Source organism: uncultured Actinobacillus sp., assembly GCF_945915845.1.
Taxonomy (GTDB): Bacteria; Pseudomonadota; Gammaproteobacteria; order Enterobacterales; family Pasteurellaceae; genus Exercitatus.
Map to the genome: position 1 here is coordinate 1 of NZ_CAMEFX010000016.1, position 16,910 is coordinate 16,910.

General features: G+C 40.7%; 17 protein-coding genes. 8 read left to right on the forward strand and 9 right to left on the reverse strand.

Features of this window, described 5'->3' with window-relative positions; all coding sequences use genetic code 11:
• Window positions 1–7: 7 nt before the first annotated feature.
• A complete protein-coding gene (locus Q0O89_RS05455) occupies window positions 8–313 on the reverse strand; it encodes a type II toxin-antitoxin system RelE/ParE family toxin (RefSeq protein ID WP_293730670.1) in 306 nt (101 codons plus the stop codon).
• A 194-nt stretch (window positions 314–507) separates the two neighbouring features.
• Between Q0O89_RS05455 and Q0O89_RS05460 the strand changes: the two genes are divergently transcribed.
• Complete coding sequence (locus Q0O89_RS05460) at window positions 508–3,681, forward strand: type I restriction endonuclease subunit R (protein WP_293730671.1); 3,174 nt, start codon at window positions 508–510, stop codon at window positions 3,679–3,681.
• Between the two features lie 48 nt (window positions 3,682–3,729).
• Here Q0O89_RS05460 and dolP read toward each other — a convergent pair whose 3' ends face one another.
• Window positions 3,730–4,317: a division/outer membrane stress-associated lipid-binding lipoprotein gene (gene dolP / locus Q0O89_RS05465; protein ID WP_293730672.1), complete on the reverse strand. Its 588-nt coding sequence runs from the start codon at window positions 4,315–4,317 to the stop codon at window positions 3,730–3,732.
• Between the two features lie 295 nt (window positions 4,318–4,612).
• Here dolP and ald point away from each other — a divergent pair, with 295 nt between their 5' ends.
• From ald to rplT, 5 genes are all read left to right on the forward strand, one after another.
• Complete coding sequence (ald, locus tag Q0O89_RS05470; protein WP_273396652.1) at window positions 4,613–5,725, forward strand: alanine dehydrogenase; 1,113 nt, start codon at window positions 4,613–4,615, stop codon at window positions 5,723–5,725.
• A gap of 87 nt (window positions 5,726–5,812) precedes the next feature.
• Window positions 5,813–7,180: a sodium-dependent transporter gene (locus Q0O89_RS05475; RefSeq protein WP_293730673.1), complete on the forward strand. Its 1,368-nt coding sequence runs from the start codon at window positions 5,813–5,815 to the stop codon at window positions 7,178–7,180.
• Between the two features lie 179 nt (window positions 7,181–7,359).
• A complete protein-coding gene (infC, locus tag Q0O89_RS05480) occupies window positions 7,360–7,902 on the forward strand; it encodes a translation initiation factor IF-3 (protein ID WP_135710072.1) in 543 nt (180 codons plus the stop codon).
• A gap of 242 nt (window positions 7,903–8,144) precedes the next feature.
• On the forward strand, window positions 8,145–8,342 hold the full coding sequence (gene rpmI / locus Q0O89_RS05485; protein ID WP_005596065.1) for a 50S ribosomal protein L35: 198 nt from the start codon (window positions 8,145–8,147) through the stop codon (window positions 8,340–8,342).
• Window positions 8,343–8,404: 62 nt separating this feature from the next.
• Complete coding sequence (gene rplT, locus Q0O89_RS05490; protein ID WP_006249240.1) at window positions 8,405–8,758, forward strand: 50S ribosomal protein L20; 354 nt, start codon at window positions 8,405–8,407, stop codon at window positions 8,756–8,758.
• Window positions 8,759–8,975: 217 nt separating this feature from the next.
• Here rplT and dxs read toward each other — a convergent pair whose 3' ends face one another.
• From dxs to moeA, 5 genes are all read right to left on the reverse strand, one after another.
• On the reverse strand, window positions 8,976–10,829 hold the full coding sequence (gene dxs, locus Q0O89_RS05495; RefSeq protein ID WP_293730724.1) for a 1-deoxy-D-xylulose-5-phosphate synthase: 1,854 nt from the start codon (window positions 10,827–10,829) through the stop codon (window positions 8,976–8,978).
• A gap of 84 nt (window positions 10,830–10,913) precedes the next feature.
• Window positions 10,914–11,810, reverse strand: coding sequence for a (2E,6E)-farnesyl diphosphate synthase (gene ispA / locus Q0O89_RS05500; protein ID WP_293730726.1), 897 nt, complete (start codon window positions 11,808–11,810; stop codon window positions 10,914–10,916).
• A gap of 1 nt (window position 11,811) precedes the next feature.
• On the reverse strand, window positions 11,812–12,048 hold the full coding sequence (gene xseB, locus Q0O89_RS05505) for an exodeoxyribonuclease VII small subunit (RefSeq protein WP_135710069.1): 237 nt from the start codon (window positions 12,046–12,048) through the stop codon (window positions 11,812–11,814).
• A 42-nt stretch (window positions 12,049–12,090) separates the two neighbouring features.
• Window positions 12,091–12,816 carry a molybdopterin-synthase adenylyltransferase MoeB gene (moeB, locus tag Q0O89_RS05510; protein ID WP_273317815.1) on the reverse strand — a complete coding sequence of 242 codons (726 nt, stop codon included), beginning with the start codon at window positions 12,814–12,816 and terminating at the stop codon, window positions 12,091–12,093.
• A gap of 3 nt (window positions 12,817–12,819) precedes the next feature.
• On the reverse strand, window positions 12,820–14,031 hold the full coding sequence (gene moeA, locus Q0O89_RS05515) for a molybdopterin molybdotransferase MoeA (protein WP_293730728.1): 1,212 nt from the start codon (window positions 14,029–14,031) through the stop codon (window positions 12,820–12,822).
• Between the two features lie 182 nt (window positions 14,032–14,213).
• Here moeA and xthA point away from each other — a divergent pair, with 182 nt between their 5' ends.
• Complete coding sequence (gene xthA / locus Q0O89_RS05520) at window positions 14,214–15,014, forward strand: exodeoxyribonuclease III (RefSeq protein WP_293730729.1); 801 nt, start codon at window positions 14,214–14,216, stop codon at window positions 15,012–15,014.
• Between the two features lie 8 nt (window positions 15,015–15,022).
• Window positions 15,023–15,796, forward strand: a complete 774-nt coding sequence (locus Q0O89_RS05525; protein WP_293730730.1) for a TIGR01619 family protein — start codon at window positions 15,023–15,025, stop codon at window positions 15,794–15,796.
• Between the two features lie 73 nt (window positions 15,797–15,869).
• Here Q0O89_RS05525 and Q0O89_RS05530 read toward each other — a convergent pair whose 3' ends face one another.
• Complete coding sequence (locus tag Q0O89_RS05530; protein ID WP_135710064.1) at window positions 15,870–16,103, reverse strand: hypothetical protein; 234 nt, start codon at window positions 16,101–16,103, stop codon at window positions 15,870–15,872.
• A 255-nt stretch (window positions 16,104–16,358) separates the two neighbouring features.
• Window positions 16,359–16,883 carry a hypothetical protein gene (locus tag Q0O89_RS05535; protein ID WP_293730731.1) on the reverse strand — a complete coding sequence of 175 codons (525 nt, stop codon included), beginning with the start codon at window positions 16,881–16,883 and terminating at the stop codon, window positions 16,359–16,361.
• Window positions 16,884–16,910 lie beyond the last annotated feature (27 nt).

The following is a 16,910-nucleotide window of genomic DNA, read 5'->3' on the forward strand; positions in this document are numbered from 1 at the left end:
GGGGTCCTTATAAGTCGTAAGTATGGGGATCTAAATACAAATGAGATAACCTGTTATTGTCAAATTTAAATATTAATCGATATTGTTTATTGACCCGAATGGAGTACATCTTATTCTCTTTCGGCTCTAATAATTCGAGATGATTTGCAGGGGGAATACGTAAGTCGTTAAGATTTTCCGCTGCGTTGATCATATCTAATTTACGCGCAAGCACTTTCCTTAAATTCGCAGGGATTTTGCTATCTGTTTCGCCATATTGGAAAAAACGATAAAGATAGCTATCCCGAAAGTGCGCATAGGTTAGGTTAAACATTAGCTTTCTCTCAATGAATATATAACAAAAAAATGCACAGTGCAACTATGCATTAACAGGTAAAAGAATAGAGATAGAAGAGATATTCATCAATCATATTGTATGATTTTTGGAATATGGATCACAAAATTAATATACAAGGGGCGAAAGATGTGTCGCCCCTACAGGATAGACAAACAAAAAAGGAAAAAACAATGCTCATCAACGAAAACACCATTGAACAAGCCTGTTTGCGATTTTTGCAGGAATTGGGTTGGGATTATACGCACGGTTCGACCATCAATGCCGATGGGGAAAATCCTTGGCGGTTGCGGACGGACGAGGTGGTGTTTCGTTCGGTGTTGCGTGAGGCGGTGGAGCGGTTAAATCCGCAGTTGCCGTCTGCCACGGTGGATGAAGTGGTGGCGTTGGTGTGCAAAACGGATATTACGGATTTAACGGAGCGTAATCAGCAAGCCTATCGCTATTTGCGTGAGGGCGTTCGGGTGGAATATCGGGAAAATGATGAGCAAAAGGTGGAGTTTGCCCGTTTGATTGATTTTCAACAGCCAAGCCTGAACCGTTTTGATGTGGTGAACCAGCTGACGATTTTGGGGCGGAAGGGTAATCGCCGTCCTGATGTGATTTGTTATATCAATGGCTTGCCTGTGGTGGTGTTGGAGCTGAAAAATCCTTTGAAAGAGAATGCGGATTTGCCACAGGCGTTTAATCAGTTGCAGACGTATAAGCAGGAAATCGGCGATCTGTTTGTGTATAACCAAGCCCTTGTGATCAGCGATGGTATTTTGGCGAAGGTCGGTTCGCTCACGGCAGATTTGGAGCGGTTTACCCCTTGGCGTGTGGTGGACGAGAAGAACAAGCAACGTATTTCCTTTGAACACGAGTTGGAAGGCTTGGTGCGTGGTTTGCTTAACCCTGCGAGTTTGTTGGATTATATCCAAAATTTTATTGTGTTTGAGCAAACCTCAAGCGGTCGTTTGGTGAAGAAAATTGCCGCTTATCATCAATTCTACGGCGTAAATGAAGCGGTGGATTGTACGCTGTGGGCGGCGAGCGAGCAGGGCAATGGCAAAATCGGGGTGATGTGGCATACACAAGGTTCGGGCAAGTCGTTGTCGATGTTGTTTTATGCGGGCAAATTGTTGTCGCAAGCGGAGTTACGCAACCCGACCATTGTGGTGGTTACCGACCGCAATGATTTGGACGGTCAGCTTTATGCCACCTTTTCAGGCGGTCAGGCGTTAATTCGTCAGCAACCTGTGCAAGCAGACGGCAGGGAGGCGTTGCGTGAAGAACTTGCCAAGCGAGAAACAGGCGGTGTGATTTTTACCACTATTCAGAAATTCGGTTTGCAAGAGGGCGAGCAGGCTCACCCTGTGTTAAACGAGCGACACAATATTATTGTGATCAGCGATGAGGCTCACCGTTCGCAATATGGTTTTAGCCAAAGTGTGAAACTGAACGATAAAAACTGCACAGGGACATACCGTGTCGGCTATGCAAAACATTTGCGTGATGCTTTGCCAAATGCCTCTTTTATTGGCTTTACCGGCACGCCGATTAGTCTTGAAGATAAAGATACCCAAGCGGTATTTGGCAAATATGTGTCAATTTATGACTTTGATGATGCAGTGAAAGATGGGGCAACGGTGCCGTTATCTTATGAACCGCGTCAAATTAAGATTGATGCGAGTAGTGACTTTGAAAATGCAGTGAAAGAAGCACAAGATTTATTTGTTGAAGATGAAAATTCCTACCGTTTCCGTTTGCGTGAGACGTTGATGGGAACAGATGAGCGTTTGCAACGCCTTGCTGAAGATTTTGTGCAACATTTTGAGCAACGTAGTGCTTTAGTAGAAAGTAAGGCAATGTTGGTGACGATGAGTCGTCAAATTTGTGTGAAATTGTATGAAAAAATCACCGCACTTCGTCCCGAGTGGCATAGTAATGATGTGAATGAAGGGGTGATTAAAATTGTGATGACGGGTTCGGCAGACGATTCTGATGAAATTCAAAGGCATATTTATTCTGCGCAAGATAAAAAGCTGTTGGAACGCCGTTTTAAAGATCCTGACGATCCGCTGAAAATTGTGATTGTGCGTGATATGTGGCTAACAGGTTTTGATGCCCCTTGTTGTAATACCATTTATATCGATAAACCAATGCGTGGACATAATTTAATGCAGGCGATTGCACGCGTAAACCGTGTGTTCCGCAATAAAAGCCGTGAAAATGGCGGTTTGATTGTGGATTATGTAGGTATTGTGGAAGAACTGAAAGAAGCGAAATTGGAATATTCGCGTGCAAACGGTAAAGGCGAAATTATCGTGGATATTGCGAAAGTGAAAGCCAAGATGCTGGAATATTTCGACATTATTCGTGTGCTATTTGCAACACCTGTGAAAGGTGAAAGTTTTAAACTGAATGATGTGTTGCAGTTAGAAGATGAAACAGCGTTGTTCCATCAAATTATGTTGGGTGGCAACCATATTATTGGGTTAGATCATCAAGAAAATAAAAACCAAAGTGATCGCACTTCTTCAGAAAATTCTCGCCGCAAAGTCTTTTTGAATGCGGTTCGTAGTGCGAAAAAGGGGTATTGTTTGTGTGGGACTTTACCTAGTGTCAAGACATATGAGAAAGAGCTTGCCTTTTATGATGCTGTGCGTGCGATTATTGCGAAACGTTCGCCAGGCGATAAAACCAATATGGCAGATCGTCAATTGAAATTGGTAGGGCTAATCAATCGGGCTGTGCAGGCAGATGGTGCTGTGAATTTGTTGGATATGTTACATCGCGACCAACCTAATATTAGTTTATTATCTGAAGAATTCTTAGACAAAGTCGGGAAAAGTAAGACAAAACATCTGTGGTTGCTTGCGGTAGAGCGGTATCTTCGTGCTGAAATTCAGAATAAAGGTGGTGTGAATATTGCGGTACAAAAGGATTTCGAGCAACGTTTAGCGGAAGCGATGCGTAAATATAATAATCACACCATTAGCATTTTAGATGTGCTTGATGAATTGATTAAGATGGCAAAAGATTTCACGGAGCGTTTACAACGTGGTGAAAAATTAGGTTTATCGCCAGCAGAAATTGCCTTTTACGATGCCCTTGCTCGCAATGAAAGTGCGGTACGAGAATTGGGCGATGAAGCCTTGAAAAACTTAGCAAAAGCGATTACCGATAAACTGCGTAAATCCGCCACTATCGACTGGCAATACAAAGAAGCCGTGCGTGCCAAAATGCGAAACTTGGTGCGTGTAACGTTGAGATTATTCAAATATCCACCGGATAAATGCGATGAGGCAATCCAATTTGTGTTGGAACAAGCGGAAGTGATTGCGGATGAATTGACGGCGGTGTGAGGTTTGACGATGGTATGGGCGGACATGAAATCCGCCCTATGACACAAATTAATCTAAATATTTAAATACTTTCATCACCTGTTTTACACCGCTCACTTCACTGGCAATTTTGGCTGCCGCAGTGGCTTGATCTTGGGTGACATTGCCCATTAAATATACGGTTGCATTTTCAGTGATAGCTTTAACGTCAGTCGTTTTAACTTTGGCATCAACCAGCATATTGGATTTTACTTTAGTGGTGATCCAACTGTCTTGTGCACGTTGTGAAAGACTAATTGGCGTGCCAATGGTCATTTCATTGTAAACCTCGTTATCATTTACGCCTTCAACGCCTTTGGTTAAGCTAGTTGCTGTTTCTTTGGACATCTCATTCGGCATTTGACCGATTAATAATACACGACCGCTATAAGCCACTACGACAGTACGTCCTTCGGCTTTAATTTGCTCATCTTTAGTAATGGCATCATAAACTTTAAATTCTAAGGTTTCGTCATCAATTTGCGTGCCGGTTGTACGAGGGTCTGTGGCAATTTTACCACCTATTGCCGCGCCGCCCACTACCGCCGCTACACAACCTTGTAGCAAAACCGCAGATCCTAGAATGAACGCTAATTTTTTTATGTGTTTGATTGTCATAAAAATCTCCTTAAATAATTGTGCCATAGTTTGCGGTTAAGTCATTAAGCTGTCAACTTTTATTTGTAAATTTAATCCACAAAGCGCGGTCAAGAAAATGAAATTTTTAACCGCACTTTTGCACTTATTTTTCAAAATGTGAGCATATTCACAAAATTTTATCAAAAAGTAACTATAATGTAACATAAATGTTACCAATTGCTCGATTTAACATTTTTAATAAGCTGGTTACGCTTTTCAGAATGTTGTACACCTAAATCACTCATCGAACATCAATCTCATTAAGGAGGATATTATGATTATAGGTTGTCCAAAAGAAGTAAAAGTTCAGGAATATCGTGTTGGTTTAACCCCTGCTAATGTTCAATCCTATGTGGAAGCAGTCCATACTGTTTATATTGAGCAGGGCGCGGGAGCAGAAATCGGATTTGCCGATGAAGCTTATCAAGCTGCGGGGGCGATTATCACAGATAAAACAACGCTATTTGAAAAAAGTGATATGATCATCAAAGTGAAAGAACCGATTGAATGTGAATATCCTTATTTTAGAGAAAACCAAATCCTTTATACCTATCTTCATCTTGCCGCAGATAAACCACTTACCGATATGTTGCTTGAACGTAACATTCAATCTATCGCTTATGAAACCATTAAAACCCCAACAGGTTTGCCTTGCCTCGCGCCAATGAGTTCTATTGCCGGACGTTTGGCAACCTTGGAAGCGGCGAAATATATTCAAAAAACCTTTGGCGGTGCCGGGGTGTTATTAAGTGGTACAGCCGGCACACCTAAAGCGAAAGTGGTGATTTTAGGTGCAGGCGTGGTGGGGTTGAATGCGGCTCAAGTGGCGATGGGTATTGGGGCTGATGTGACCATTTTAGATATTAATGCGGCACGCTTAGCTTATATCGATCAAATTTTTGATATGCGTATTAAAACCTTGACGAGTTCGCGCGGTAATATTTTGAGCTTGTTACCTGAAGCGGATGTGGTAATTGGGGCCGTCTTAATTCCGGGAGCAAAAGCACCGCACTTATTGCGCAAAGATGATTTGAAATTGATGAAAAAAGGCGCAGTGTTGGTGGATGTGGCGATTGATCAAGGTGGTTGTTTTGAGACCTCAAAAGCCACTACGCACAATGACCCCATTTATGAGATTGATGGCGTGATTCATTATTGTGTGGCAAACATGCCGGGTTGTGTGGCGCGCACATCGACATTAGGTTTAACTGATTCAACCTTAGAATATGGCTTAAAAATTGCGGCATTAGGTGTTAAAGCCGCCTGTTTATCTGATCCTGCCTTATTGCAAGGTTTAAATACCTATAACGGTAAATGCACGTTTAAAGGTGTGAGCGATGCCTTTGGCATTGAATATACCGAACCACAAGTGGCGTTAAACGCTTAATCAAAATATCAAGCCGAGTTGTATGAGAACGTCCCTCTGTGTGTTATCACAGACGGGCGTTTTGGCTATCCAAAAACGAGGTGAAATATGAGTGTTAACACAAAGAAAATACGACAGTCTTGGTCTAGTCAACTGACTTATATATTAACCGTCGCCGGGGCAACGGTGGGATTTGGCGCAACCTGGCGTTTTCCTTATTTAGTCGGTGAGAATGGCGGAGGGGCTTATGTATTACTGTTTTGTATTGCGATGATCGTTATCGGGATTCCGATGATTTTAGTAGAAAATGTGATTGGTCGACGCATGCAAGTCAATTCCATTGATGCCTTTGGTGGGGAAGTCAATGGGAAGAAAATTGCTGGCGCGTGGAAAATCTTAGGTTATATGGGGTTATTAGGCTCCTTTGGCATTCTTGCCTATTATATGGTGTTAGGCGGTTGGGTGTTGACCTATATTGGCAGCCTTATTTCAGGTAACTTAGATTTATCCGAGCATGTCACCATTGAAACAACATCTGCATTTTTTAATGACAAAATTAAAAACTCGCCCATTACTGTGCTCATTTACACCGCACTTTTTGTGGCAGCGAATTACGTCATTTTAATTAAGGGGATAAAAGATGGCATTGAGCGTTCTGTGAAAATTTTGATGCCGTTATTATTTATCTGTTTAATTATTATGATTATTCGGAATATCACCTTACCGGGTGCGATAGAAGGTATTAAATTCTACCTTGTGCCTGATTTTTCAAAAATCACAAAAGAGTTATTTGTCTTCGTGTTAGGGCAAGTATTCTTTGCTTTGAGCCTTGGTTTTGGGGTATTGATTACCTTATCAAGTTATCTGTCTAAACAAGAAAATTTAGTGCGTACAGCAACGATTACCGGTGTGATCAATACGCTGATTGCACTTGCCGCCGGCTTTATGATTTTCCCTTCGTTGTTTACTTTTAATGTTGCCCCCAATTCAGGGCCCACTTTAGTGTTCCAAAGTTTGCCGATTGTTTTTTCTCATATGTGGGCAGGGGGCATATTTGCCACCGTTTTCTTTAGCTTGTTGATTACCGCCGCATTGACGACATCCATTACAATTTATGAAGTGTTGGTTACCGCGGTGCAAGAAAAAACGGCATTTAGTCGAAAACAAGCCATTACCTTAGTCTTAGTGGGAACCTTTATTTTAGGCAATATTCCTTCTGTGTTGGGTGATAATGTTTGGGGGCATATTTCTATTGGGGGGCAAAGTATTTTTGATGCCTTTGATTATGCCAGTGGCAATATTTTGTTTATTTTGACCGCACTTGGTAGCGCGATTTTTGTCGGTTATGTGCTTAAAGATGAAGCAAAAAGAGAATTAGGCGCGGGAAAAACCTTTACAAAACTCTGGTTTAATTATGTGAAATTTGTTATTCCATTGATTATTCTTGTCATTTTTATTAATTCCAACTTCTTATAAGGAAGAATAAAGGATAGGCACATGTCTATCCTTTTCACCGAGAACAAGGATTGTCTATTGCATAATCACTTGAATTCCTATAGAATTTCGGCGTTTTGTAAAAAAGAATAAGCCAAGAGAGTCTATTTATACTTTGTTGGCAATTACAGTGAGTTAAATTTACTAGAAGGAATAACACTATTAAACCTGTAAAACGTGTTCAATCAAATCGCGCCCATCGTCTTAATGATGAAATTCGCGGTATTAAAGAAGTTCGCTTAACGGATGAGAATGGCGAGCAAGTAGGTATTGTTTCATTGCAAGATGCGCTTGCAAGAGCAGAAGAAGCAGATTTGGATTTAGTGGAAATTAGTCCAAATGCTGAGCCACCTGTTTGTCGTATTATGAATTACGGTAAATTCATTTACGAGAAAGAAAAAGCCGCAAAAGAGCAGAAGAAAAAACAAAAAGTAGTACAAGTGAAGGAAATTAAATTCCGTCCGGGTACAGACGAGGGAGACTACCAAGTTAAACTTCGTAGCATTATGCGTTTCTTAGAAGACGGCGACAAAGTAAAAATTACCGTGCGTTTCCGTGGTCGCGAAATGGCTCACCAAGAAATTGGTTTTGATGTATTAGAACGTGTTAAGCAAGATACATCAGAAGTGGCGGCAGTAGAATCAGCGCCAGGTAAATTAGAAGGTCGCCAAGCAGTAATGGTGATTGCACCGAAGAAAAAATAATATTTTCTTGCATAAAACGGATGGATTTTGTAAAATTCGTCCGTTTTTCGCATCTGAAAAACAGAGCAATCCACAGGCAGACTCAGCAGCCTGATTTGCTTTAGGCTTTTAATTAAGCCATATCGCGTAAGCGATTTTTAGAGATAAGCAGTGCTTTCCAAGTAAAAGCGCGGTTTGAAATAAACCTGTTTTTCGCCTGATTATCGTTGTATTAACAAAAACAATGCGGAGTTTATAAAACAATGCCTAAAATTAAAACAGTACGTGGTGCTGCGAAGCGTTTCAAAAAAACAGCTTCTGGCGGTTTCAAACGTAAACAATCTCACTTACGTCATATTTTGACTAAGAAAACTACTAAACGTAAACGTCATCTACGTCATAAATCAATGGTTGCGAAAGCAGACCAAGTTTTAGTTGTAGCTTGCTTACCATACGCATAAGCCGTTAAGCAAACGTACGTCAAGTAAATTTTAGTTATTAATATACATTAGGAGATTAAATAATGGCTCGTGTAAAACGTGGTGTTATTGCAAGAGCACGCCATAAGAAAGTTCTTAAGGCTGCTAAAGGTTATTATGGTGCACGTTCACGCGTGTATCGCGTTGCTTTCCAAGCAGTAGTTAAAGCTGCACAATATGCTTACCGTGACCGTCGTCAACGTAAACGTCAATTCCGTCAATTATGGATTGCACGTATCAACGCGGCAGCGCGTCAAAACGGTTTATCTTACAGCAAATTCATCAATGGCTTGAAAAAAGCATCTGTTGAAATCGACCGTAAGATTCTTGCTGACATCGCTGTATTCGACAAAGTGGCTTTTGCTGCTTTAGTTGAAAAAGCAAAATCTGCGCTTTAATTTAAAGCATAGAATTAGGACACCTTAGGGTGTCCTTTTTTATTACTGCAATATACCTTAAAGTAGTGAAGAAATAATATAAAAAAACCGCTATCAAAGGGATAGCGGCGAATAAAAAGTTAAGAATATTTATAAAAAAGACGACTGATATTTCTCAATAGCAGCGCACTAGCAATAACTCAGACTTGATAAGATAAAAATAGTTCAATCCATTTTGTTATTTTTTCAAAAATTGTTGAATTTTTTCTTCAATACCTTTCGCATCTAAACCTAAGTCTGCCATAATTTCTTGTTGTGTACCTTGCGGAATAAAGAAATCAGGTAAACCTAATTGTAAAAGTGCGGTGTTTTCTTGATGAGAATTTAACACTTCAGCCACGGCAGAGCCCGCTCCCCCTTGAATTGCATTTTCTTCTAAGGTGACAATTAATTTATGGCTTTGTGCAGTTTCTAAAATGCGATCTTCATCAATAGGTTTTACAAAACGCATATCAATTACGGTAGCGTTAATTTTTTCAGCGACTTCAATGGCTTGTGGTAACAAAGTACCGAAATTCAAAATAGCAACATTTTTACCTTGACGAATGAGTCTTGATTTACCTAATTCAAGCATTTGTAGTGGTGCCAATTCAACACCAACGGCGTTACCACGAGGATAACGTACAGCTGCAGGTTTTCCGCATTGATAACCGGTATAGAGCATTTGACGGCATTCATTTTCATCACTTGGCGTCATCACCACCAAGTTAGGAATACAACGCATAAATGATACATCGAATGCGCCTTGGTGAGTTTGTCCATCTGCCCCTACCACACCTGCACGGTCAATGGCAAATAATACAGGCAGATTTTGGATTGCGACATCGTGAATAAGCTGATCGTAAGCACGTTGTAGAAAACTGGAATAAATGGCAACAACTGGTTTATAGCCGCCAATTGCCAAGCCGGCAGCAAAGGTGACTGCATGTTGTTCCGCAATTGCCACATCAAAATATTGGTTTGGAAAACGTTGAGAAAATTCCACCATACCAGAACCTTCGCACATGGCAGGCGTAATCCCCACTAAGTGCGGATCTTTTTCTGCCATTTCGCATAACCAGTTACCAAAAATTTGAGAGTAGGTTGGTTTGGAATTACTTTTAGGTAAGGTACCACTTGCCGGATCAAATTTAGGCACACCATGGAAACCAATAGGGTCGTTTTCTGCCGGGGCATAGCCTTTGCCTTTTTTAGTGCGAATATGTAAGAACTGTGGGCCTTTTAGCTCTCGCATATTTTGCAAGGTTGCCACTAATTCTTCGATATTATGTCCATCAATTGGCCCAATATAGTTAAAGCCCAGTTCTTCAAATAAGGTACTTTCAGGAGAGAACATCACGCCTTTCATGTGTTCTTCTGTTTTTTTCATAAAGTTTTTAACAGACGGTACTTTATCCAGTAATTTTTTGCTGCTATCACGTACGTTGGTATAAAGTGACCCGGAAAAGAGACGGGCTAAATGATTATTTAATGCCCCCACATTTTTAGAAATAGACATCTCATTGTCATTTAAGATAACGAGCATGTCTGTATGTAATGCGCCTGCATGGTTTAAGGCTTCAAACGCCATACCGGCGGTAATCGCACCATCACCAATCACACAAACAGTTTTTCGACCTGCATTTTCTTTTTCAGCGGCAACGGCAATGCCTAGTCCTGCACTAATGGAGGTAGAAGAATGTCCCACACTCAAGACATCAAATTCACTTTCTTCGCGCCAAGGAAATGGATGAATACCGTTTTTTTGTCGAATAGTAGACATTCTATCTCTGCGACCGGTCAGGATTTTGTGGGGATAAGCCTGATGTCCGACATCCCAAATCAGTTGGTCGAAAGGCGTTTTATATACGTAATGGAGGGCAACGGTTAATTCTACACAACCTAAACCGGAGGATAAATGCCCGCTGCTTTGACTTACTGATTCAAGCAAATAAGCGCGTAATTCATCACAAATTTGAGGTAATTGCTCTTTATTGAACGCACGAAGATCGTCCGGACTATTAATTTGAGAAAGTAAAGGGTATTTTGTCATTGCTTGAAATCATCAATTTGTAAATAAAAATAAACTTCGCCATTGTACTTGATTTTGTCGGGTGTTAAAAGAAAGTCGAAAATGCTAATTCTTCCGCTGAATGATAAATCCAGCTAACGCACGTAATACTGTGGTGTCTGCTTCAATTTCATCCAAAACCGTCACCGCACTTTGATATAGCTCTTGTGCTTTTTGTTTGGCACCTTCTAAACCTAATAATTTAGGGTAAGTGCTTTTATCTAAATCTAAATCAGAACCGACAGGTTTACCGATTTCTGCCTGATTGCCTTCAATGTCTAAAATATCATCTTGTACTTGAAAGGCGAGACCGATGGCAGCGGAATAACGGGCCAGTTTCTGTTCTAAGGTCTTGTTTTGCCATTGTGGTGAACAAAGAAAACCCATCGTCACGGCGGCTGAGAGTAACGCACCGGTTTTATTACGATGAATACGTTCTAATTCTGTCAGTGAGACTTGTTTATGTTCTGAAATTAAATCTAAACTTTGTCCCAGACACATACCTTGCACGCCTGAAGCTTGCGCTAATATTTGCACTAAACGTAGTTGTTGTTCCGCAGAAAGTGCGGTGGATTTAGTCAGAATTTCAAAAGCCAATGTTTGCAAGGCATCGCCTGCGAGAATAGCGGTGGCGTGATCATAGGCAATGTGGCAAGTCGGCTGCCCACGGCGTAAGGCATCGTTATCCATTGCAGGCAGATCATCGTGAATCAGCGAATACGCGTGGATACATTCAATTGCGGCTGCTGCATGATCCAAGTGAGCTTGGGTTGCGCCGAGCATTGTGCCTGTGGCATACACTAAAAATGGGCGGATACGCTTGCCACCTAGTAATAACCCATATTTCATTGCGTCTGCTAGCGGAGACGGTTGGCTGTCAATGGCAGAAAATTGCTCTAGCATAAAATCATTAATATGCTGCTGGATGTGTTGTAAATCCTGTTTGAAATCGTATTGGCTCATATTATTCTTCAGCTTGATAATCGTCTAAAGGGGCGTTTTCATTTTTCTGCAACAAAATTTGAATACGTTGTTCCGCTTGCTGTAAGCGTTCTTGCCCGATTTTGGCTAATTTCACGCCGGCTTCAAATTCTTTTAAGGCGTCTTCTAAGGGTAAATCGCCATTTTCTAAGCGTGAAACAATGGTTTCTAATTGCGATAAGGTGCTTTCAAAATCTAATTCTGTGGGTTTACGTGCCATAGTGGTTCTCTTATAACTAAATTTTTTGTATTGTACTGGAATTTACGCAGACGGCAATTTAATTTCCCGTATTGCCATATTTAAGCCATCGATCATCAATAATCGACCACATAAATTCGTGCCAATTTTTAACCGCACTTTTAGGGCTTCTAAGGCCTGAATTGAGCCGACAATGCCCACGATTGGGGAAATTACCCCTGCTTCGACACAGCTTAATACATTATCACCAAAGAGTTGGCTTAAAGTGCGATAAGTCGGGGTATTGGGTTCGTAGGTAAACACGGAAACCTGTCCTTCAAAGCGAATTGCCGCCCCTGAAATCAGCGGGATTTTCGCTTGCCGGCAACAGCGATCCAATTGGTTACGAATATCCACATTATCCGTGCAATCTAAAATGACATCAAAGTGCGGTATGATTTCCGTCAGTTTTTCTTCGCTGAGCAAACCATTAATCGTTTGAATCTCGATATGTGGATTGATCTCTTGCAACGCAATTTGTGCTGATTGCACTTTGGGCATTTCTAATCGACTGTCGTTATGCAACACCTGACGTTGTAGATTTGACAGGGATACGGTATCAAAATCCAGCAAGGTTAAATGTCCCACGCCGGCGGCAGCAAGATATTGACTTGCCGCACAGCCTAAACCGCCTAAACCCACAATGAGCATTTTGCTGTCTTTAAGTTTTTCTTGTCCGTCAAAATCTACTGCTTTCAGTATAATTTGACGGTTATAACGCAATTCTTCTTGATAACTTAACTCAGCCATAATTTATGCTAACAAATGGTTAAAGGGTTCTATGGTCACAATTTCGCCTGCGCTAACGTTGCCGCGTTCTTGCTCTAATACAATAAAACAGTTGGCTTTTACAAAGGCACTAAATAAATGCGAGCCTTGGAAGCCGACCGGTTCCACTTCAATTTGCCCTTGTTCATTGACGCGGTAAAAACCCCGTTGGAAATCTAAGCGTCCGACACCTTTTTTCATAGGGGTTTTCGCCAGCGCAGGCAGTTGAGTTGAGCGTTGGTAATGGGCGCCTGATAATCGGGCAATCACCGGTTGAACTAATTGATAAAAGGTCACCAAGGCAGAAACAGGATTACCGGGTAGGCCGCAGAACCAAGCATTTTCTAATTTTCCAAAGGCAAAAGGTTTTCCTGGTTTAATAGCAAGTTTCCAGAAGTTCACAGAACCGACTTTTTCTAATACAGTTTTGGTAAAATCCGCTTCACCGACAGAAACGCCACCACTGGTAATGACTAAATCTGCTTGTGATTGCGCTTCGACAAAGGCTTTTTCAAACTGTTCTTGATTGTCAGGTAAGATACCAAAATCAATTACGTCACAGTGTAACTTTTCTAACATTAATTTTACGGCAAAACGATTGGTGTCGTAAATTTGCCCTTGCCCTAAAGGTTGACCTACGGGAACCAGTTCATCGCCTGTGGAAAGCACGGCGACTTTTAAACGTGGGAACACCGCGACTTCTGCAATACCTAAAGAAGCCAGTAGTGGTAATGAAACACTATTAAGCGGCGAACCTTGTTTTAAGACCACATCACCTTTTTTCACATCTTCACCGACACGGCGAATATTTTGGTTCAATTTAGGCAATGTAGAAAAGGTTACCGTACCATCTTCATTCAGTGTAACTTCTTCTTGCATCACTACCGCATCAGCCCCTTCAGGAATCATCGCACCTGTCATAATTCTCACCGCACTTTGCGGCATCCAATCACCGTTGAAAGGATTACCGGCAAAAGATTTGCCGGCTACAGATAAGGTCATGGATTGAGCCAAATCCGCCAGACGAACGGCATAGCCGTCCATTGCCGAATTATCAAAAGAAGGCACATTAATGGGGGAAACCACATCTTCCGCGCAAATATGATTAGCGGCTTGCTGAATGGCTAAGGTTTGGTGTTGTGTTGGGCGGGGTAAAGCGGTGAGCATTTTTTCTAATGCTTGATCTAAGGTCAACATAAATTTATCCTGTTTTCAAAAAATCAGCCTGATTTTAGCATAAAAGTGCGGTGAAAATTCCAATTAAATTTGGATATTATGGGTTATATGCCTTTTGTACGCCCGACATAATGCCGTTTAAATTTCGTAAAATCCGATAAAATCAGTATAATGGCGTCAATATATTTCAACTAGGACAACCAATGAAAATTATCTCTTTTAATATTAACGGATTGCGTGCGCGTCCACATCAATTAGAACAACTTGTTACGACTTATCAACCTGATATCTTAGGTTTACAAGAAATTAAAGTGGCAGATGAACAATTTCCTTATGAGTTGGTGGAAAACTTGGGTTACCACGTGTTTCATCACGGACAAAAAGGGCATTATGGTGTCGCTTTGTTCACTAAACAACAACCGAAAGCCGTGCGTAAAGGTTTTCCTACTGATGTGGAAGATGCACAACGCCGTATTATTATGGCGGATTTTGATACGCCTTTTGGTGAATTAACTGTGATTAATGGTTATTTTCCACAAGGGGAAGCGCGTAATCACGAAACTAAATTTCCTGCAAAAGAGAAATTTTATGCGGACTTACAGCGTTACTTAGAACAAGACTTAACGGCTGAAAATGTGGTGATTATGGGCGATATGAATATCAGCCCCTCAGATTTAGATATTGGTATAGGCGAAGAAAATCGTAAACGTTGGTTGCGCACAGGAAAATGTTCATTTTTACCTGAAGAACGCGAATGGTATCAACGTCTTTACGACTTTGGTTTGCAAGATACGTTTCGTAAATTAAACCCAACGGTAAATGATAAATTCTCATGGTTTGATTATCGTTCAAAAGGCTTTGACGATAACCGTGGTTTGCGTATCGATCATATTCTTGCCAATGAAAAATTGGCTGCACATTGTGTGGATACCGGTATTGCCTTAGATATTCGCGCAATGGAAAAACCGTCTGATCATGCGCCAATTTGGGCAACATTTGAATAAGGGGCAAAATGGATATTGAGCAAAATTGGCAAACCTATCGTTCCTCTTTAAATGATAAGGTGGCTGTTTTTTCAGCAAATTTAAGTTTATTTGAACAATTCCCTCATCCGCAATCGAGTCATGTGGTGCAATTTTCTTTATCTTATGAAACGGATGATGAAACAGGCTTGCCTAATGAAGAAGAGTATGAACGTTTAACGCGTCAAACCTTTAAAGCCTTGACACAACTGTCTGCTTTGCCTGATACGCTTTACGCAGGCAATATTATGTCGGCAGGAAAATCGAAATTGTATTTCTATACCAGTGATACTGCGGTATTTTTGACGGTGTTAAATCAAATTGACGGTGTTGATGATATAGAAACCCAGCGCGATGCGGAATGGGATTTATATTTTGATTTCTTATTGCCTTCGCCATTAGAAATGAAGATCAATGCGACAGAAGAAATTCTGGAAATGTTAACCCAAAATAACCGCGCTTTGAGTGAGACTTATGTGGTTGAGCATCGTTTTCATTTTGATGATAAGGATAATTTGCAAAAGTTTATTGAAAAAGTGCGGTTAAGTGATGTGCCGTTTAATCAAATTCAATATACGGACGAGCTTGTTCCTGTAAATGATGAAGAAATGATGTATATGGCAAAATTAATACAGGAAATTAAATTAGATTCGCAGGAAATATTTAAATTAGTGGAATATTTTGAACAACTGGCGAATCAACTTTCCGGCGAATATATTGGTTGGGAATGTGATGATCTTTTTTCGGATAAACAGCTGAATTAAGATAGCGGATCTTTTTTAGTCCCAACGAGAAACTTAATGACCTAGCACCGCGTGTGCTAGGTTATTTTTTGGTTTAGAATTCTTTCTTCGATAAGTTTCGCGTAGGTTTGTTTGTCGATGTGTATGGCAATAACTTCAAGGTAAAATACACTGCCCACACACAAATACTGCCAATAAGTGCAATACAAACTAGCCGAAATCCCTCAATGCCTTGTTCATACAACAACACACCAAATACCACAGGCGTAATAAGAATAAGCAAACTGAGTTCTTCGAGTAAATGAAAAAACGGATTGGAATGTTTCATACTCACCACCACAGCTTTTGTTCCTGTTATGGCTATTGTGCAGAAATTAGTAAGATGTTTCCGTGAGGGGGATCACAATTTAGGAAAATAGGGTGTGAAAAAGCACTTTAAACGCGCGGGATGTTCACCGAGAGCAAACCTAGCACGAGCCGTGCTAGGTTCATTAAACTCAGCCCCACTGGGGCTGTATGTAAGAGCTGTGAGTGGCTCAGATTAAGCAATCCTATACCACTTGTATAGGGCGCAATTAAAATATTACAAATTAATTTTCTTAAGCTGGTCGAAGAATTTGATTTGTCCATCATGTTGCACCATTAACTTATCAAACATAATGGATAGGTTTTTCACAACAGCTTGATTTCCATCTCTTTCAGCAAAAAGTTCTTTATTGTGCTTAAAGTTTACGAGCATATTTTCGTAATAGGCAAGATAGGCATTTAACACTTTCGTATTATAGTTGCCATTTAAAATGTCTAATAAAAGAACGTCATTATTTTTAAAAACCTTGCTGTATTCCTCAAATAAATCATTAAAGGGGATTAATTTGGGATTATCCTTAAATTGCTTAGCGAGAGAATTATCGTATTCTTTTGCTGCCTGAATTTGTTCTAAGAGTTGAGTTTGCATTACGGGCTGGCTTTTAGCTTTTTCGGGCGGATAATTTTTTCCTTGAAACTTAAAGCTTTGTAGTGTCGGGGTAATTTCTGCGCCGGCAGTAGGTGTTGTCAATACCATTGCCGTACCCAGTAAAAAAGAGAGAAGTAGCGTGCGTTTTTTCATGTTGTTCCTGCTTCATTCAGTGTTTAG